We start from the raw sequence: 16276 nt of genomic DNA, 5'->3' as shown, positions 1-16276 counted from the left end.
TTGCATGAGCCAGCGTCGAGGCGGCGGAGCCGGTCGCGGTCAGCGAGGCGACCGCGGCGAGAAGTCCAACTACATCGAGAAGGTCGTCACGATCAACCGTGTCGCCAAGGTCGTCAAGGGTGGTCGACGCTTCAGCTTCACCGCCCTGGTGATCGTCGGCGACGGCGACGGTCAGGTCGGCGTCGGCTACGGCAAGGCCAAGGAGGTCCCCACGGCGATCTCCAAGGGTGTCGAGGAGGCGAAGAAGAACTTCTTCCGCGTCCCGCGCATCCAGGGCACCATCCCGCACCCCGTGCAGGGTGAGAAGGCGGCCGGCGTGGTCTTCCTGCGCCCGGCATCGCCCGGTACCGGCGTCATCGCCGGTGGTCCGGTGCGCGCCGTGCTCGAGGCCGCCGGCATCCACGACGTGCTGAGCAAGTCGCTCGGCTCGTCCAACGCCATCAACATCGTGCACGCCACGGTCGAGGCCCTCCGCACCCTGGAGTCGCCCGAGCAGGTCGCCGCGCGGCGTGGTCTGCGCGTCGAGGACGTCGCTCCGGCGGCGCTGCTCAAGGCCGGCCAGGAGACCTCGGCCGCCCCGGCCGAGCCCGTCGAGGCAGGTGTCTGATGGCGAATCTCAAGGTCACCCAGGTCAAGTCGGCCATCGGCCGACCCCAGAACCAGCTGCACACGCTGCGTTCGCTGGGCCTGAAGCGCATCGGCCACACGGTCGTCAAGGAAGATCGTCCCGAGATCCGCGGCATGGTCGAGACCATCCCGCACCTCGTGACGTTCGAGGAGATTGATTGACATGACGCTCAAGCTGCATCACCTGCGCCCCGCCCCGGGCGCCAAGACCGCCAAGACCCGTGTGGGTCGCGGTGAGGGCTCCAAGGGCAAGACGGCCGGTCGTGGCACCAAGGGCACCAAGGCCCGCTACCAGGTGCCCGTCGGCTTCGAGGGCGGCCAGGTCCCGATCCACATGCGCCTGCCCAAGCTGAAGGGGTTCACCAACCCGTTCCGCGTGGAGTTCCAGGTCGTCAACCTCGACCGGCTCGAGGCCCTGTTCCCCGAGGGCGGTGCCGTCGACGTCGACGCGCTCGTCGCCAAGGGTGCGGTCCGCAAGAACCAGCCGGTCAAGGTGCTCGGCAACGGCGAGATCGGCGTGGCCGTCCAGGTCACCGCCGACAAGTTCTCGGCCAGCGCCAAGACCAAGATCGAGGCGGCCGGCGGCAGCGTCAGCGAGCGCTGACACCCGTACGGTTCGCACCCGGTGGCGAGGCTCTCCTCGGAGGGCCTCGCCGTCGTGGTTCAGCAGGGCGGCCCCTCCGGGCCGCATGCGCGTCCCGATGACGCGAACCCGACGCAGGCGTGTGCGTCGGTGAGAAGTGTGACTGTTACAGTCGCCGGGTTGCCCGGCTGCCCACCCTGAGGAGGACGGAAGTGCTCAGCGCCTTCGTCAATGCGTTCCGCACGCCTGACCTGCGACGCAAGTTGCTCTTCGTCCTGGGCATCATCGTGCTGTTCCGGCTCGGGTCCATGACGCCGGCTCCCGGGATCGATGTCGCCAACGTGCAGCAGTGCATCGACACGGCCAGCGCTGGTGAGAACGGCAACCTGTTCGCCCTGATCAACGTCTTCTCCGGCGGCGCTCTCCTGCAGCTCACCGTGTTCGCGCTCGGCATCATGCCGTACATCACCGCGAGCATCATCCTCCAGCTGCTCGTCGTCGTGATCCCGCGTCTGGAGGCCCTCAAGAAGGAGGGCCAAGCGGGTCAGGCCAAGATCACGCAGTACACGCGCTACCTGACGCTGGGCCTGGCGGTCCTCCAGGCCACGGGCATCGTGGCCCTGGCGCGCAGCGGCCGGCTGTTCGGCGGCGCCTGCACGCAGGACCTGCTCTACCACCCCGACAGCATCCCGGCCTTCCTGCTCATCGTCCTGGTGATGGTCGCGGGCACCGCCATCATCATGTGGTTCGGTGAGCTCATCACCGACCGCGGCGTCGGCAACGGCATGTCGATCCTGATCTTCACGCAGGTCATCGCGACCTTCCCCGGCGCGCTGTGGCAGATCAAGGCGCAGGCCGCCTCCGAGCGCGAGGGCTGGATCACCTTCTCCCTCGTGATCCTGGTCGGTCTGCTCGTCGTGGCGGGCGTCATCTTCATCGAGCAGGCGCAGCGCCGGATCCCGGTGCAGTACGCCAAGCGCATGGTCGGGCGCCGCATGTTCGGCGGCTCGTCGACGTACATCCCGCTCAAGGTCAACCAGGCCGGCATCATCCCGGTCATCTTCGCCTCGAGCCTGATGTACCTGCCGGCCCTGCTCGCGCAGTTCAACGAGGGGTCGAGCTGGGCGACGTGGGTCAACGACCACTTCGTCCGTGGCGACCACCCGTACTACATGATCACGTTCTTCACGCTGATCGTGTTCTTCACGTACTTCTACGTCGCGATCACCTTCAACCCCGAGGAGGTCGCCGACAACATGAAGAAGTACGGCGGCTTCATCCCGGGCATCCGTGCCGGCCGTCCGACGCAGGACTACCTCCAGTACGTCCTGAGCCGCATCACCGCTCCGGGCGCGCTGTACCTCGGCCTGATCGCGCTGATCCCGATGTTCGCCATCGCGCTGCTCAACGCGAGCCAGAACTTCCCGTTCGGCGGCACGACGATCCTCATCATCGTCGGCGTCGGACTCGACACGGTCAAGCAGATCGAGAGCCAGCTCCAGCAGCGCAACTACGAAGGGTTCCTGCGGTCATGAGGATGCTCATCATGGGCCCGCCCGGCGCGGGCAAGGGCACCCAGGCCACCGGCCTGGCCGAGCGCATCGGGGGCGCCCACATCTCGACCGGAGACATCTTCCGGGCGAACGTGGCCGGTGGCACCGAGCTCGGCAAGCTGGCGCAGTCCTACATGGACGCCGGCAAGTACGTGCCCGACGAGGTCACCAACGCGATGGTCAAGGACCGGCTGGCCCAGGACGACGCGCGCACCGGGTTCGTCCTCGACGGCTACCCGCGCACGCCGGACCAGGTCGAGACGCTCGACGCGATCCTGGCCGACCTGGGTGCGGCCCTCGACGCGGTCCTGGTGCTCACGGTCGACCACGAGGAGCTCATCGGTCGCCTGCTGAAGCGCGCGGAGACCAGCGGTCGTGCCGACGACACCGAGGACGTCATCCGCGAGCGGCAGGAGGTCTACATCGCCGAGACCGCGCCGCTGCTCCCGGTGTACCGCGAGCGCGGACTGCTGCGCGAGGTCGACGGTGTGGGATCGATCGACGAGGTCGAGGCCCGCATCAACGCCGCCCTCGGACTCTGACCGGGTACGACCGCATGTTCGGCCGCAGCGTCGAGTACAAGACGGCCGACCAGATCGCCGTGATGCGCCGGGCCGGTGCAGTCGTGGCCGAGATGCACGCGGCCGTGCGTGCGGCCGTGGCCCCGGGCGTCACGACGCGCGAGCTGGACCTCGTGGCCCGGGAGGTCCTGGCTCGCCACGGTGCCACGTCGAACTTCCTGGGCTACGGCGCACGAGGCGCCTCCGGTGAGGGGGGATTCTCGGGCGTCATCTGCACGTCGGTCAACGACGAGGTCGTGCACGGCATCCCGGGGGGCCGCATCCTGCGTGACGGCGACCTCGTCTCGGTCGATGCCGGCGCCGTGGTCGAGGGCTGGCACGGCGATGCGGCCATCACGGTGCCGGTCGGTACCGTCAGCGCGGCCGATGCGGAGCTGTCGCGCGTCACCGAGGCTGCCCTCTGGGCCGGCATCGAGGCGGCCCGTCCTGGAGCCCGGCTCGGCGACATCGGCCACGCGATCGCCACGACGATCCGTGCGGCCGGCGACTACGGCATCGTGGAGGGGTTCACGGGCCATGGCATCGGCACCGCGATGCACATGGACCCGGACGTCGCGAACACGGGGCGCCCGGGCCACGGCATGAAGCTCAAGCCGGGCCTGGTCATCGCGATCGAGCCCATGGTCTCTCGCGGCTCGCCGTACACGCAGATCCTCGAGGACGACTGGACGGCGGTCACGATCGACGGCTCCCGTGCCGCCCACTGGGAGCACACGGTGGCCGTCACGGCGGCCGGCCCCGTCGTGCTGACGCTGCCGACTTAGGGCGCGCGGCTCCTTCGTCGCCGCTCCACCGGTTCGTACCGGTTCCTGAGGTGTGAGCGAGGAACGAGCGAGCCTCGAAGGGCACCGGTGCCGGGCTTCGCCCGGGCGCCTGCCTCGCCTCCGGCTCGGCCCGTGGATCCACCGGGGGCGGGCGAGGCACGGACCACGACTCGAGTGATTGCCGGTGCGCCAGCAACCTTCCAGACCCGTGGTGGGGTTGCCCACCCACCCCCGGCAGACGGGGCGTGGTCCGAACCCGTCAGCTGCCGTAGATGGCGGGGACCTCGGAGGCCGGCTTGGTCTCGTCGCCGATGCGTACGAGAGTGCCGGGGTGGATCCGCCCCTCGACCATGAATCCGCGCACCCGCTCGGTCGGGTAGGGGCCGTACTCCTGACCGTGGATCACGAGGAACACGTCGTCGTCGGTCTCCGCGTCCTCCTCGTCGGCGGCGACAGCTGCTCCAGCGGCAGCGGAGTCGTGGTCGTCGGCGGGCAGGTCGGCCTGGGCCGGTGTCGCCGGCGGCGGGGTGCCGTCGACGTGGGGGACCGGCGGCGCCAGGGCGACGACCGGCTCGGGACGGGGCCCGCGCACCAGACACAGCAGCACGATGAGCGCCTGCAGGGCCAGCACCACGACGAGGAACGGCAGCCCGCTCGACGGGCCCCAGGAGCGGTTGGGCTCCAGGAAGCTGCTGCGGAAGTTCGTGTCGATGATCTGGACCGCGAAGCCGACGTGCAGCAGGGCCGAGACGAGGGTGACGACGAGGACGCCGACGGCGAACCGGCGCGCAGCGAGGCCGATGATGGCCAGCCCGCCGGCGAGGGCACCGAACGACTCGGCGCCGAGGGCGAGGAGCCGGAACCGCCCGTCGGAGTTGTTGCTGCCGAAGGGGTCGTAGACGCTCCAGAGGTCGTTGCGCACGATGTCGACCCACTGCGTCAGCGCCATGAGGGCGAGGTAGCCACCGAGGAACGCGGCGACGGCCAGCGCGAGGGTGCGAGCGGTCCCGAAGCGCCGGACGGGTCGACCGTCGTCGACGGAGGTGGTGTCGGCCGGGGTGGCCTCGACGGGGGCCGGTGGGGGAGTCGTGCTCGTCATGTCGTGAAGCCTAGAACGACGCAGGGCCTCGTGCGCGTCACGACTCACGTGAGGCCGGCAGGAAAGCGCAGGTCAGGCGTGGTGCTCCATCGTGCAGCACTTCACGCTGCCGCCCGAGGTGCGGAACTCGCTGAGCTCGACCGGCACCGGCTCGTAGCCGCGGTGCGTGAGCCGCGCGGCCAGTGCGGAGGCATCGTGCGGCAGCACGACGTGCCGTCCGTCGCTCACGAGGTTGAGGCCGAGGGTGAGCGCCTCGTCGCGACCCACGAGGAGCGCGTCGGGGAACAGCTCGCGCAGGGTGCGCCGGCTGTGGGCGCTGAACGCGCCGGGGTAGTAGGCGATGTCCGCAGGAGCGTCTCCGCGTCCGTCGTCGAGCACACCGAGTGCGACGTCGAGGTGGTAGAAGAGCGGGTCGACCAGCTCGAGGGTCACGAACGGACGGTCGATCACGGTGGCGGCCTCGACGTGGGCGGCCAGGCTCGTGCGAAAACCGGTGCCGGCCAGGACGACGTGGCCCAGCACGAGAAAGTCGCCCTCGCCCTCCGCCGGGTGGGAGGCCGGCACGACGTCGACCCCGCGGTCGCGCCACCAGGTCGCGAAGGCGGCCGCCTCGGCGGTCCGCTCCGGGAAGCGGAACTGCGAGCCGTAGGCGACCTCACCCACGACCAGGGCGCCGTTCGCGGCGAAGACCATGTCGGGCTGACCGGGCAGCGGATCGACTTCCTCGACCCGGTGCCCGAGGGAGCGGTACGTCGCGACGAGCCCCTCCCACTGGCGCATCGCGCGGGCCCGGTCGACCGGACGCGACGGGTCCATCCAGGGGTTGATCGCGTACTCGACGGTGAACTCGGTCGGGCGGCACATCACGTAGCTGCGGGTGCGGGGACTGCGGGCGGGTGCGGCGGGCGTCGCGTGGCGGCCGGTGGGCCGGGTGCGGTGCGGGTCGAGCACGGTCATGGTGGTCACCTCGGGTCTCGTGGCGAGAGGACGTCAGTCCCGGTCCGCGGCGCCGGTCGGGGTGGGACCGAGCGCAACGAATCAATGCTAGAAGCCAACTGGTGCGACACGCGAAGCCGATACGTGGCTTCCCGTCGAAGATCTGTTGCGTTGGCACCGCGAAACCATCGGATTCTTGCACCCGTGCGACGATGACCACATGGACACGATCGATCGACGCATCGTCGAGGTGCTGCTGGACGACGGCCGGGCCAGCCTCGCGGTCATCGGCGATCGGGTCGGACTCTCGGCGCCCGCGGTCAAGCGCCGCGTCGACCGCCTCGTGGCCGACGGGGTCATCCGCGGCTTCACGGCCGTGCTCGACCCCCAGCACCTCGGCTGGGGCACCGAGGCGTACGTCGAGCTCCACTGCCAGGGCACGATCGGTCCTGCCGAGCTGCGGGCGGCCTTCGCCTCGGTGCCCGAGGTGCAGGACGCGGCGACCGTGACCGGTCAGGCCGATGCCATCGTCCGTCTCGTCGCGCGCGACGTGCGCCACCTGGAGGATGCGCTGGAGCGGCTGCGCAACGCGGCGCGCAACGTCGAGCGCACTGAGACGGCCATCGTGCTCTCGCGTCTGGTCGAGCGCGGTGGGGCGCTGCCGGCACGACCGCTCGAGTGAGCGCCAGCGGGTGAGCGCACCGGACCTGAGCGCACTGGCCGGGTGAGGATGCTGGGCCGTGGTCCACGCCCGTCGTACGCTCGGCAGGTGACCTCGACCTCGCGCGCCACCTCCATCGGCGCGGGTCTGGTCGGAGCCCTCGTCTTCGTCGAGTTCGTCAGCGGGTTCCTGCAGGGCTACTACACCCCGCTCGCGTCCGACATCGGCCGGCACCTGGGCATCAACGACGCCGACGTCAACTGGTTCGAGGCGGCCCAGCTGCTGCTCTCGGCCCTGTGCGTGCCGGCGCTGTCGAAGCTCGGAGACCTCGTGGGGCACCAGCGGGTGCTCTGGTGGTCGGCCGTGCTCACGGCCGTCGCGACCTGGGGCGTCGCGTTCTCGTCGTCCTTCGAGACCTACCTCGTGTTCTGGGCGCTCCAGGGGGTCTTCACGGTGTGGCTGCCGCTCGAGGTGGCCCTGATCTACCGCCGCAGCCTCGGCATCGCTGACCGTGCCTCCGCGACCCGCAGGGCCACGGGCGTCATCGTCGCCGCGCTGCAGGCGGGAGCGATCGCCGGAGCCCTCTCGGCCGGAGCGACGTCCGCTGCCTTCGAGCCCATCTGGATCGTGCTCGCGGTCCCGGCCCTGCTCACGACAGGTGTCGTGCTCGTGATCCATCTCGCCGTCGACCGTGAGCACGTGGTGCAGGAGGGCAGCCTCGACGTCCGCGGGCTGGTGCTCGTGAGCGCGAGCCTGCTGCTGGTGACCGGCGGCCTGTCGCTCGTGCGCACCGAGGGGGTCGCCTCGCCGTGGCCCTGGCTCGCGATGGCGATCGGCCTGGTGATGCTCGTGCCGTTCGGGCGGTGGGAGCTGCGGTCGCCCGACCCGCTGGTCGACCTGCGGGTCATGCGCCGCTCGTCGATGTGGCCCGTGCAGCTGACCGCGCTGCTGTTCGGCGTGAGCGTGCTGGGCGCGCAGATCCCGCTGTCGACCTTCGCGCAGACCGATCCCGACGAGTTCGGCTTCGGACTCGGACTCGACTCGTCGTCGGCCGCGCCGTTGATCGGCGTGTACGTGCTCTCGCTCCTCGTGGGAGCGCTGGCGTTCGCCCGGATCAGCCAGCGGTTCAGCCCCCGCAACTGCCTGATCGGAGCCGCGACGCTCGTGGCGATCGGGTACGGGCTCCTGGTGCCGCTGCACGACACGGTGCCGACCGTCGCAGCCTGCATGATGGTGGCCGGCCTGGGCGCGGGAGCCCTCGTGGCCGCCCTGCCCGCGGCCGCCGCAGCCGCTGCACCGGAGGGCCGCACCGCGGTCGCGACCGGCCTGACCAACACGACCAAGACGATCGGCGGCGCGATCGCCTCGTGCGTCTTCGGCGTCGCGCTCGCCCAGGGCACGGCGGGCGAGACCGCCGCCTCGCTCAGCGGCTACTACACGGTGTGGGTCGTGTGCTCGGCCACCGCCGTGGTGGCGGCCGTGCTGCTGACCTTCGTGCCCAAGCTCGCCTTCGCCGACCCCGAGAGGCCCGTGATCCCGTGACTCCCGCAGCCGGCCCTGCGCCCGACCCCCACGGCAGCACCGTGGCGGAGCGGCTCGCCGAGCTCGTGCGCTGCCGCACCGTCTCGGCCCCCGACGAGCGCGACGAGGCCGAGTTCGTGCGGTTCCGCGAGACGTTCGCGCGCCTGTACCCGCGGCTCCACGCCGAGCTGGAGCTCGTGACGTTCCCGGTCGGCTCGCTGCTGTTTCGCTGGCGCGGTCGCACCGAGGCCGATCCGGTCGTGCTCATGGCGCACTACGACGTCGTGCCCGCGCCGGCCGAGCAGTGGGACCGCGACCCGTTCTCGGGCGAGGTCGTCGACGGACCGACCGGGGCGGTCGTGCACGGGCGCGGCACGCTCGACGACAAGGGGTCGTTGGTCTGCGTCGCGGAGGCGGTCGAGCGGCTGCTCGCGGACGGGCACGTGCCCGCGCACGACGTGTGGCTCCTGTTCGGGGCCGACGAGGAGGTCGAGGGCCACGAGGCGCGCCGGGTCGTCGACCACCTGGCGGCACTCGGGGTGCGGCCCTGGCTCGTCTCCGACGAGGGCGGGGCCGTGGTCGACGACGCGCTGCCCGGTCTCTCGGGCTTCAGCGCGATGGTCGCGACGGTCGAGAAGGGCATGACGAACGTGCACCTCGTGGCGCGCGGCGGGGGAGGGCACGCCTCCACCCCGGCACCCGGGGGCGCCACGGCCCGGCTGGCGCGCGCCGTCGTCCGGATCGAGGAGAATCCCGCGCCGGTCGGGCTGTCCGAGCCGGTGCTGCAGATGCTCGACGTGGTGGCGCAGGCCATGCCGTGGCCCGCGCGGGCGGTCCTGCGCCAGGCGCGCCGTGCGCCCCGACCGGTGGCCGAGGTCCTGGCGCGGGTCAGCAAGGAGACGAGCGCGATGGTGCGCACCACGATGGCCGTGACCCGGTTGAGCGGGAGCCCGGCCGCGAACGTGCTCGCGACCGAGGCGCGGGCCGTCGTCAACGTGCGTCTCGCGGTGGGCGACGACCGCGAGGCGCTGCGGTCGCGGATGACCGCGCTGCTGAAGGGCCTCGACGTCGAGATCGAGTCGATCGAGGGCAACGACCCGCCCCCGGTCTCGCGGACCGACTCCGCGGCGTGGGCCCACCTCGTCGCCGCGATCGCCGCGCTCGACCCTGCGCCGCACGACGGCATCCGGGTGGTGCCGTACGTGCAGACCGGGGCGACCGACAGCCGGTACTTCACGCGCATCAGTGACGGGGTGTACCGGTTCAGCCCTCTGCGGATGAGCCGCGCCCAGCGCGACTCGATCCACGCCCCGAACGAGTGGGTCGACGCGATGTGGCTCGAACGCGGTGTCGCGTTCTACCGGGCGCTCGTCGCCGGCGAGCGGTGAGCTGCTCGTCTATCCCGGCCCTCGATCGGCGAGCAGCTCACCGCCGCACCGGCGGACAGGCGAGCAGCTCACCGCCGCGATTTGGTCACCGCGCCGGTGCGGGCGTAGACTTGCGAGTCGGCCTGTCCAGGCGGGTTTCCGCATGTCCGGGCCACCAGACGAAGCAACACCGAGAAGCTGAGGTTCATGGCGAAAAAAGAAGGCGTCATCGAGATGGAAGGCGCGGTGGTGGAGGCTCTCCCCAACGCGATGTTCCGCGTCGAGCTGACGAACGGGCACAAGGTGCTCGCTCACATCAGCGGCAAGATGCGCCAGCACTACATCCGGATCCTCCCCGAGGACCGTGTCGTGGTGGAGCTCTCGCCGTACGACCTGAGCCGCGGACGCATCGTCTACCGCTACAAGTGACGCATCGTCCCTGACGCGTCGCGGGCACCGCGTGCCCACACAACTGCATAACCGACAATCACGTTCAGAAAAGGGCTTCTCCATGAAGGTCAACCCGAGCGTGAAGAAGATCTGTGACAAGTGCAAGGTGATCCGTCGCCACGGCCGCGTCATGGTCATCTGCGAGAACCCCCGGCACAAGCAGCGCCAGGGCTGACGCAGACCCGCGTTCTTCTTCACCAGCACGACTGAACATCTGACGGCTCACCCGGGACCACTCCCGGGTGCGACCCCCGGCGCGAAGGCCGGGGCCCGGTTCCGGAACACCCTGCTCCCCACACCCGTGACGGAGAGGCCTCCGGGAGGCAACCGGGGCGCCGCGGATGACCACACCTTCGCCGTACCGAAAGGAACTGCCAGCACATGGCACGCCTCATCGGAGTCGATCTCCCGCGCGAGAAGCGCCTCGAGATCGCACTCACCTACATCTTCGGCATCGGGCGCACCCGCGCCGCCGAGACCCTCGCCGCCACCGGCGTCTCCGGCGACCTCCGGGTCCACGAGCTCACCGACGACCAGCTCGTCGCGCTCCGTGACCACATCGAGGCCAACTACCAGACCGAGGGCGACCTCCGTCGTGAGGTGACCGCCGACATCCGTCGCAAGATGGAGATCGGCAGCTACCAGGGCCGTCGTCACCGTGCGCACCTGCCGGTCCGCGGCCAGCGCACCAAGACCAACGCGCGCACCCGCAAGGGCCCCAAGCGCACCGTCGCCGGAAAGAAGAAGTGATTCGCTGATGCCTCCCAAGAGCGCTGGCGCCAAGAAGGTGCGCCGCAAGGAGAAGAAGAACGTCGCTGCGGGCCACGCCCACATCAAGAGCACGTTCAACAACACGCACGTCACCATCACCGACCCGTCCGGCGCGGTCATCGCCTGGGCGTCCGGTGGAACCGTGGGCTTCAAGGGCTCCCGCAAGTCGACCCCGTTCGCGGCCGGCATGGCGGCCGAGGCGGCTGGGCGTCAGGCCCAGGAGCACGGCATGAAGAAGGTCGACGTCTTCGTCAAGGGTCCGGGTTCGGGCCGCGAGACCGCGATCCGCTCGCTGAGCGGCGTCGGTCTGGAGGTCGGCACGATCTCCGACGTCACCCCCAGCCCCCACAACGGCTGCCGCCCGCCCAAGCACCGTCGTCTCTGAGACCTTCGCGTCCCAGCTCGACCCACGAATTTCAGGAGCACTGAACCATGGCCCGTTACACCGGTCCTCTCACCAAGAAGTCGCGCCGCCTCGGCGTCGACCTCGTCGGTGGTGACGCCGCCTTCGAGCGCCGTCCCTACCCGCCCGGCCAGCACGGCCGCGCCCGCATCAAGGAGTCCGAGTACCGCACCCAGCTGCAGGAGAAGCAGAAGGCGCGCTACACCTACGGCATCCTCGAGAAGCAGTTCGCCAACTACTACGAGCTCGCCTCGCGTCGTCCCGGCAAGACCGGCGACAACCTGCTGACGCTGCTCGAGTCGCGTCTGGACAACGTGGTCTACCGCGCGGGCCTGGCTCGCACGCGTCGCCACGCTCGTCAGCTCGTCAACCACGGTCATTTCCTGGTCAACGGCGTCAAGACGAACATCCCGTCGTTCCAGGTCAGCAAGTTCGACATCGTCGACGTCAAGCCCAAGAGCCTGAACACGACGCCGTTCATCGTCGCGCGCGAGACCCACGACTCCGACACCGTGCCCGCGTGGCTCGACGTCTCGCCCGAGCGAGGCCGGATCCTGGTCCACCAGAACCCGGTCCGCGAGCAGATCACCGTTCCGATCCAGGAACAGCTCATCGTCGAGTTCTACTCGAAGAAGTAGTCATCCCACCGACCCGGGCTTCATATAACGGTTGTCCCGGAAAGGAATCACCATGCTGATCGCCCAGCGCCCCACCCTGTCCGAAGAGGTCGTCGACGAGTTCCGTTCGCGGTTCGTCATCGAGCCCCTCGAGCCCGGGTTCGGCTACACCCTCGGCAACTCGCTGCGTCGCACCCTCCTGAGCTCGATCCCGGGTGCAGCCGTGACGTCGATCAAGATCGACGGCGTCCTGCACGAGTTCTCGACCGTCCCCGGGGTCACCGAGGACGTCACCGAGATCATCCTGAACCTGAAGGGCCTCGTGGTCTCCTCGACCGTCGACGAGCCCGTCGTCATGTACCTGCGCGCCTCGGGCGCCGGCGACGCGACGGCGGCCAACATCGAGGTGCCGGCCGACGTGGAGATCCACAACCCGGATCTGCACATCGCCACGCTCAACGACAAGGCCCGTCTCGACATCGAGCTCGTCGTCGAGCGGGGTCGCGGCTACGTCACGGCGGTGCAGAACAAGACCGGCGACGAGGAGATCGGCCGCATGCCGATCGACTCGATCTACAGCCCGGTGCTGAAGGTCACCTACAAGGTCGAGGCCACGCGTGTCGAGCAGCGCACCGACTTCGACAAGCTCGTGATCGACGTCGAGACCAAGGGTTCGCTCCTGCCGCGCGACGCCATCGCGTCGGCCGGTTCGACCCTCGTGGAGCTGTTCGGCCTGGCCCGTGAGCTCAACGTCGAGGCCGAGGGCATCGACATCGGTCCCTCGCCGGTCGACGAGCAGCTCGCCGCCGATCTCGCGCTGCCGATCGAGGACCTCGACTTCAGCGTCCGGTCGTACAACTGCCTCAAGCGTGAGGGCATCCACACCGTCGGCGAGCTGATCACCCGTTCGGAGCAGGATCTCCTCGACATCCGCAACTTCGGGCAGAAGTCGATCGACGAGGTCAAGGAGAAGCTGGTCGAGATGGGTCTGGGCCTGAAGGACAGCCCGGCCGGCTTCGACCCGAGCGCCGCGTTCGACGACGAGGCCGACGCCTCGTTCGCCGAGGACGAGCAGTACTGAGCCCCCCGGCGAGCCGACGGCCCGCCGCATCCCACCTGGAGTAACGCATGCCCACCCCCACCAAGGGTCCCCGCCTCGGCGGCAGCCCCGCGCACCAGCGGCTGATCCTGGCCAACCTGGCGCAGTCGCTGTTCGAGCACGGCAAGATCACGACGACCGAGGCCAAGGCCCGCCGTCTGCGTCCCTACGCCGAGCAGCTCATCACCAAGGCCAAGACCGACACCGTGGCCAACCGCCGCCTCGTCGTCAAGGTCATCCGTGACAAGAACGTGCTGCACACCCTGTTCACCGAGATCGGCCCGGCCATGGCCACCCGTCCCGGCGGCTACACGCGCATCACGAAGCTCGGCCCCCGCAAGGGCGACAACGCCCCCATGGCCGTGATCGAGATCGTCGAGGCCCAGGAGTTCGCGGCGCAGAACCAGGCGCCCCAGGCCACGAAGGCCGAGACGCCCGCCCCCGTCGAGGAGGCTCCCGTCGAGGAGACCGCCGACGAGGTCGTGACCGACGAGGCTGCGGAGACGCCGGCCGAGGAGACCACCACCGAGGCTCCGGCCGAGGCGGAGGCCACCGACGCCGACGTCACCGACGAGGAGTCCTCCACCAAGGAGTGACACCCGCCTGCCTGACGATGAAGGCCCCGCACCGTTCACCCGGTGCGGGGCCTTCGGCGTCCTGGCCTCAGGGGCGCCGGGCCCGCAGGAGGCGGAAGCCCTTCGCCGAGCCGATGCGCTCGGTGGGCCAGCCCTGCTCGACGAGCCATCGCTGCAGCGAGTCGGCACCGAGCTGCCGCCCGACGACCATCGTCATGGTGCCCTCGGCGGTCAGACGGTCGAGCCAGTGCAGCAGCAGGTCGTGCAGGGCCTGCTTGCCGATCCTGATCGGCGGGTTGGACCAGATCGCGTCGAACGTCAGGGCGTCGGGGACGTCCTCGGGCAGCGAGGTCGTCACGGGGAGGTCGTGGCGCTCGGCATTGCGTGCGGTGAGCTCCAGGGCGCGCTCGTTGACGTCGACGGCCCAGACCTCGGCCTGCGGCCAGCGGGTCGCCAGCGCGAGCGCGACGGGGCCCCAGCCGCACCCGAGGTCCAGGACCCGCGCGGGTGTGGTGTCGTCGACGTCGAGCCGGTCCAGCAGGTGCCGCGTCGCGTGGTCGAGGCCGTCGGCGGAGAAGACACCGGACGACGTGCGCATCGCGAAGGACCGACCGCCGATCTCCACCTCGATCTCGCGCAGGCGTGCCGCGACCCCGGGCTTGCGGGAGAAGTAGTGGTCGGCCACCGGTCCAGTCTTTCTCAGCAGTGCTCGAACACGTACTCCGGGTCGCCCACCGGTGTGACGTCCCGATCGCGCAGCAGGATCGAGCGCCGGCCGGCCGCGTCGTCGCAGACGTCCTCGTACGTGTCGCGGCCGTTGTCGGTGTACTCGATCTTGATGACGTGTCCGCCGTACCGGTCGGGATCGGGCGCCGAGGTCCTGTCGCGCGTCACCACCTCGACGTCGTCGGCGGGCTCGTAGGCGCCCCCGAGCTGGTAGTCGACCACGGCGCCGACCGGCGGCAGGTCCAGGGTGCCGTCGCCGGGCCCGCCCGCGCAGCCGGTCAGGAGAGCGACCAGGAGAAGCAGCGCCGGACCGGCGCGCCTCACGACTCGGCTTCCCATGCCTTCCGGACCCGAACCTTTGCCATCAGGCGCCAGGCCTCGGTCAGCAACTCGCGGAGCTCCTCGGGGGCGACCTCCTCGGGGCGCACGAGGACCGCGTTCGTGCCGAACTTCCGGAAGTGTTCGATGGTGAAGAACGGGCTCGTGTCGTCGGCCACGAGGGCCTCGAGCTCCTCGGGGGCGACCTTGACGGCCACGGAGCCGGGGGAGTCCGGCGCGTCGCGCCACCACGCGACGAGCTTGCCGCCGGTCTTCACCGCGGGGTTGCCCCACGTCGTGGTGAGCTCGGTGTCAGGCAGCTGTGTCAGGTGAGCCACGATCGCGTCCCAGTCCATGGCCTCAGTCTGACAGCGCGGCGAGCCGCTGGAGGTGCTCCGCCTGCGCCGCGACCACGACCGTGGCGGCGGTCTCGAGGTCGAACCACGCGACCCGGTCGAGCTCGGGCACCTCGAGGGTGCGTCCCGATCGCGGGGGCCACTCCAGGGCGAACGTGCCGGGGACGACCGTGTCCGGGTCGAGGTCGGCCTCGAGCGCCCAGATGCGGACGTCCTTGCGCGACTGGCGCACCGTGCCCAGGTCGACGAGGGTGCCCTCCGGCACGGGGACGCCGAGCTCCTCGCTGAACTCGCGGCGGGCTCCGTCGATCGGCTCCTCCCCGTCCTCGACGACGCCCTTGGGGATCGACCAGGCCCGCTCGTGCTTGCGGGCCCAGTACGGGCCGCCCAGGTGGCCGAGGAGCACCTCGCTGCGCCCGTCGCGCCGTCGGTGCAGCAGGATCCCCGCGCTCAGCAACCTCGCCACGTCACTCGTCCCGGCGGCGGCGTGCGGCGTGGACGCGGGCCGCGAGCCCGGCCTCGTCGGGGTACACGACCTCCTCGAGCACCAGGCCGTGCGGCTCCATGACCTTGACCCGGGAGTCGCGCACCTTGCCGGCCAGCACCTCCGCGGCGAACTCCGGGGGGAAGCGGCGCTCGCCCACGGCGACGAGGCAGCCCATCAGCGAGCGCACCATCGAGTGGCAGAACGCATCGGCGCGGACCGTCGTGGCGATCGTCTCGCCGCCGCGGACCGTGCGCAGCGCCAGCAGGGTGCGGATCGTCGTGGCCCCCTCCCGCTTGCGGCAGAACGCGGCGAAGTCGTGCTCGCCCAGCAGGTGGTCGGCCGCCTCGTTCATGAGGTCGACCGTGAGCGGGCGAGGGTGGGCCACGATCATGCCGCGGGCCAGCGGATCCGGGCCCGCCGGATGATCGGTCATGCGATAGACGTACCGACGCTCCACGGCGGCAAAACGCGCCTCGAAGTCCGGGTGGGCCTCGGAGATCGCCTTGATCCGGATGTCCGGGGGCAGGTAGCGGCGCAGACGACGCTCGAGCACGCCCGGGTGGGTCTCGAGGTCGACGTGCGCGACCTGGCCCCGGGCGTGGACGCCGGCGTCGGTGCGACCCGCGACCGTGACCGAGGGCGGCGCGGGAAGACGCAGGATCGTGCCGAGGGCGGCCTCCAGCTCACCCTGCACGGTGCGCTGGCCCGGCTGGGTCGCCCAGCCGGCGAAGTCGGTGCCGTCGTACGCCAGGTCGATCCGCAGTCTCACGGGGACACGGTAG

The 16276-nt window shown here is 70.4% G+C and carries 23 protein-coding genes; 16 read left to right on the top strand and 7 right to left on the bottom strand.

Going from position 1 to position 16276, the window contains the following annotated elements:
* Positions 1-4 precede the first annotated feature (4 nt).
* The 6 genes from rpsE (at position 5) to map (ending at position 4108) form a co-directional block, all read left to right on the top strand.
* The gene (rpsE, locus tag KAG51_RS06455) at positions 5-607 is read left to right on the top strand and encodes a 30S ribosomal protein S5 (protein ID WP_290581845.1); all 603 of its coding nucleotides are present in this window, start codon (positions 5-7) and stop codon (positions 605-607) included.
* Complete coding sequence (rpmD, locus tag KAG51_RS06450; RefSeq protein WP_290581843.1) at positions 607-789, top strand: 50S ribosomal protein L30; 183 nt, start codon at positions 607-609, stop codon at positions 787-789. The genes rpsE and rpmD overlap by 1 nt, the downstream gene beginning before the upstream one ends.
* A gap of 1 nt (position 790) precedes the next feature.
* On the top strand, positions 791-1231 hold the full coding sequence (gene rplO / locus KAG51_RS06445; RefSeq protein WP_290581841.1) for a 50S ribosomal protein L15: 441 nt from the start codon (positions 791-793) through the stop codon (positions 1229-1231).
* Positions 1232-1422: 191 nt separating this feature from the next.
* The gene (secY, locus tag KAG51_RS06440) at positions 1423-2745 is read left to right on the top strand and encodes a preprotein translocase subunit SecY (RefSeq protein WP_290581840.1); all 1323 of its coding nucleotides are present in this window, start codon (positions 1423-1425) and stop codon (positions 2743-2745) included.
* Entirely contained in the window at positions 2742-3305 is a 564-nt protein-coding gene (locus tag KAG51_RS06435; protein WP_290581838.1) for an adenylate kinase, read from the top strand. The genes secY and KAG51_RS06435 overlap by 4 nt, the downstream gene beginning before the upstream one ends.
* Positions 3306-3319: 14 nt before the next feature.
* On the top strand, positions 3320-4108 hold the full coding sequence (gene map, locus KAG51_RS06430; protein ID WP_290581836.1) for a type I methionyl aminopeptidase: 789 nt from the start codon (positions 3320-3322) through the stop codon (positions 4106-4108).
* A 259-nt stretch (positions 4109-4367) separates the two neighbouring features.
* Here map and KAG51_RS06425 read toward each other — a convergent pair whose 3' ends face one another.
* Both KAG51_RS06425 and ddaH read right to left on the bottom strand, forming a co-directional pair.
* Positions 4368-5207, bottom strand: coding sequence for a DUF4339 domain-containing protein (locus KAG51_RS06425; RefSeq protein WP_290581834.1), 840 nt, complete (start codon positions 5205-5207; stop codon positions 4368-4370).
* A 72-nt stretch (positions 5208-5279) separates the two neighbouring features.
* Positions 5280-6164 (bottom strand): dimethylargininase, encoded by an 885-nt coding sequence (gene ddaH, locus KAG51_RS06420; protein ID WP_290581832.1) that lies wholly within the window; start codon positions 6162-6164, stop codon positions 5280-5282.
* 199 nt (positions 6165-6363) lie between these two features.
* On the opposite strand from ddaH, the gene KAG51_RS06415 reads away from it, so the two are divergent.
* From KAG51_RS06415 to rplQ, 10 genes are all read left to right on the top strand, one after another.
* On the top strand, positions 6364-6825 hold the full coding sequence (locus KAG51_RS06415; protein WP_290581830.1) for an Lrp/AsnC family transcriptional regulator: 462 nt from the start codon (positions 6364-6366) through the stop codon (positions 6823-6825).
* An 87-nt stretch (positions 6826-6912) separates the two neighbouring features.
* Positions 6913-8346 (top strand): MFS transporter, encoded by a 1434-nt coding sequence (locus KAG51_RS06410; protein WP_290581828.1) that lies wholly within the window; start codon positions 6913-6915, stop codon positions 8344-8346.
* Entirely contained in the window at positions 8343-9713 is a 1371-nt protein-coding gene (locus KAG51_RS06405; protein ID WP_290581826.1) for a M20/M25/M40 family metallo-hydrolase, read from the top strand. The genes KAG51_RS06410 and KAG51_RS06405 overlap by 4 nt, the downstream gene beginning before the upstream one ends.
* Before the next feature lie 186 nt (positions 9714-9899).
* Positions 9900-10121 (top strand): translation initiation factor IF-1, encoded by a 222-nt coding sequence (gene infA, locus KAG51_RS06400; protein ID WP_023647000.1) that lies wholly within the window; start codon positions 9900-9902, stop codon positions 10119-10121.
* An 82-nt stretch (positions 10122-10203) separates the two neighbouring features.
* Positions 10204-10317, top strand: coding sequence for a 50S ribosomal protein L36 (gene rpmJ / locus KAG51_RS06395; protein WP_008361054.1), 114 nt, complete (start codon positions 10204-10206; stop codon positions 10315-10317).
* Between the two features lie 206 nt (positions 10318-10523).
* The gene (gene rpsM / locus KAG51_RS06390) at positions 10524-10892 is read left to right on the top strand and encodes a 30S ribosomal protein S13 (RefSeq protein ID WP_290581810.1); all 369 of its coding nucleotides are present in this window, start codon (positions 10524-10526) and stop codon (positions 10890-10892) included.
* A gap of 7 nt (positions 10893-10899) precedes the next feature.
* Positions 10900-11298 carry a 30S ribosomal protein S11 gene (rpsK, locus tag KAG51_RS06385; protein WP_290581808.1) on the top strand — a complete coding sequence of 133 codons (399 nt, stop codon included), beginning with the start codon at positions 10900-10902 and terminating at the stop codon, positions 11296-11298.
* A 47-nt stretch (positions 11299-11345) separates the two neighbouring features.
* The gene (rpsD, locus tag KAG51_RS06380) at positions 11346-11954 is read left to right on the top strand and encodes a 30S ribosomal protein S4 (protein ID WP_290581806.1); all 609 of its coding nucleotides are present in this window, start codon (positions 11346-11348) and stop codon (positions 11952-11954) included.
* Between the two features lie 52 nt (positions 11955-12006).
* Positions 12007-13014 (top strand): DNA-directed RNA polymerase subunit alpha, encoded by a 1008-nt coding sequence (locus tag KAG51_RS06375; protein ID WP_290581804.1) that lies wholly within the window; start codon positions 12007-12009, stop codon positions 13012-13014.
* 47 nt (positions 13015-13061) lie between these two features.
* The gene (gene rplQ, locus KAG51_RS06370; RefSeq protein ID WP_290581802.1) at positions 13062-13628 is read left to right on the top strand and encodes a 50S ribosomal protein L17; all 567 of its coding nucleotides are present in this window, start codon (positions 13062-13064) and stop codon (positions 13626-13628) included.
* A 67-nt stretch (positions 13629-13695) separates the two neighbouring features.
* On the opposite strand, the gene KAG51_RS06365 is transcribed toward rplQ, so the two are convergent.
* The 5 genes from KAG51_RS06365 to truA are packed head-to-tail and all read right to left on the bottom strand — an operon-like array spanning position 13696 to position 16263.
* Positions 13696-14292, bottom strand: a complete 597-nt coding sequence (locus KAG51_RS06365; RefSeq protein ID WP_290581800.1) for a methyltransferase — start codon at positions 14290-14292, stop codon at positions 13696-13698.
* A gap of 14 nt (positions 14293-14306) precedes the next feature.
* Positions 14307-14657 carry a hypothetical protein gene (locus KAG51_RS06360; RefSeq protein ID WP_290581798.1) on the bottom strand — a complete coding sequence of 117 codons (351 nt, stop codon included), beginning with the start codon at positions 14655-14657 and terminating at the stop codon, positions 14307-14309.
* A complete protein-coding gene (locus tag KAG51_RS06355; protein WP_290581796.1) occupies positions 14654-15007 on the bottom strand; it encodes an MmcQ/YjbR family DNA-binding protein in 354 nt (117 codons plus the stop codon). The genes KAG51_RS06360 and KAG51_RS06355 overlap by 4 nt, the downstream gene beginning before the upstream one ends.
* 4 nt (positions 15008-15011) lie before the next feature.
* A complete protein-coding gene (locus tag KAG51_RS06350) occupies positions 15012-15473 on the bottom strand; it encodes an NUDIX domain-containing protein (RefSeq protein WP_290581794.1) in 462 nt (153 codons plus the stop codon).
* A gap of 1 nt (position 15474) precedes the next feature.
* Positions 15475-16263, bottom strand: coding sequence for a tRNA pseudouridine(38-40) synthase TruA (gene truA, locus KAG51_RS06345; protein ID WP_290581792.1), 789 nt, complete (start codon positions 16261-16263; stop codon positions 15475-15477).
* Positions 16264-16276 lie beyond the last annotated feature (13 nt).

It is taken from the genome of Aeromicrobium sp. (assembly GCF_023146395.1).
In the GTDB taxonomy this organism is placed as follows: domain Bacteria; phylum Actinomycetota; class Actinomycetes; order Propionibacteriales; family Nocardioidaceae; genus Aeromicrobium.
Note: the sequence above shows the minus strand (reverse complement) of the source record. Positions and strands in the feature narration are given on the sequence as shown.

Excerpts from the sequence above, each read along its gene's own strand:
- rpsE (WP_290581845.1), top strand. The coding sequence starts at position 5 with ATGAGCCAGCGTCGAGGCGGCGGAGCCGGTCGCGGTCAGCGAGGCGAC.
- rpmD (WP_290581843.1), top strand. The coding sequence starts at position 607 with ATGGCGAATCTCAAGGTCACCCAGGTCAAGTCGGCCATCGGCCGACCC.
- rplO (WP_290581841.1), top strand. The coding sequence starts at position 791 with ATGACGCTCAAGCTGCATCACCTGCGCCCCGCCCCGGGCGCCAAGACC.
- KAG51_RS06435 (WP_290581838.1), top strand. The coding sequence starts at position 2,742 with ATGAGGATGCTCATCATGGGCCCGCCCGGCGCGGGCAAGGGCACCCAG.
- map (WP_290581836.1), top strand. The coding sequence starts at position 3,320 with ATGTTCGGCCGCAGCGTCGAGTACAAGACGGCCGACCAGATCGCCGTG.
- KAG51_RS06425 (WP_290581834.1), bottom strand. The coding sequence starts at position 5,207 with ATGACGAGCACGACTCCCCCACCGGCCCCCGTCGAGGCCACCCCGGCC.
- ddaH (WP_290581832.1), bottom strand. The coding sequence starts at position 6,164 with ATGACCGTGCTCGACCCGCACCGCACCCGGCCCACCGGCCGCCACGCG.
- KAG51_RS06415 (WP_290581830.1), top strand. The coding sequence starts at position 6,364 with ATGGACACGATCGATCGACGCATCGTCGAGGTGCTGCTGGACGACGGC.
- infA (WP_023647000.1), top strand. The coding sequence starts at position 9,900 with ATGGCGAAAAAAGAAGGCGTCATCGAGATGGAAGGCGCGGTGGTGGAG.
- rpmJ (WP_008361054.1), top strand. The coding sequence starts at position 10,204 with ATGAAGGTCAACCCGAGCGTGAAGAAGATCTGTGACAAGTGCAAGGTG.
- rpsM (WP_290581810.1), top strand. The coding sequence starts at position 10,524 with ATGGCACGCCTCATCGGAGTCGATCTCCCGCGCGAGAAGCGCCTCGAG.
- rpsK (WP_290581808.1), top strand. The coding sequence starts at position 10,900 with ATGCCTCCCAAGAGCGCTGGCGCCAAGAAGGTGCGCCGCAAGGAGAAG.
- rpsD (WP_290581806.1), top strand. The coding sequence starts at position 11,346 with ATGGCCCGTTACACCGGTCCTCTCACCAAGAAGTCGCGCCGCCTCGGC.
- KAG51_RS06375 (WP_290581804.1), top strand. The coding sequence starts at position 12,007 with ATGCTGATCGCCCAGCGCCCCACCCTGTCCGAAGAGGTCGTCGACGAG.
- rplQ (WP_290581802.1), top strand. The coding sequence starts at position 13,062 with ATGCCCACCCCCACCAAGGGTCCCCGCCTCGGCGGCAGCCCCGCGCAC.
- KAG51_RS06355 (WP_290581796.1), bottom strand. The coding sequence starts at position 15,007 with ATGGACTGGGACGCGATCGTGGCTCACCTGACACAGCTGCCTGACACC.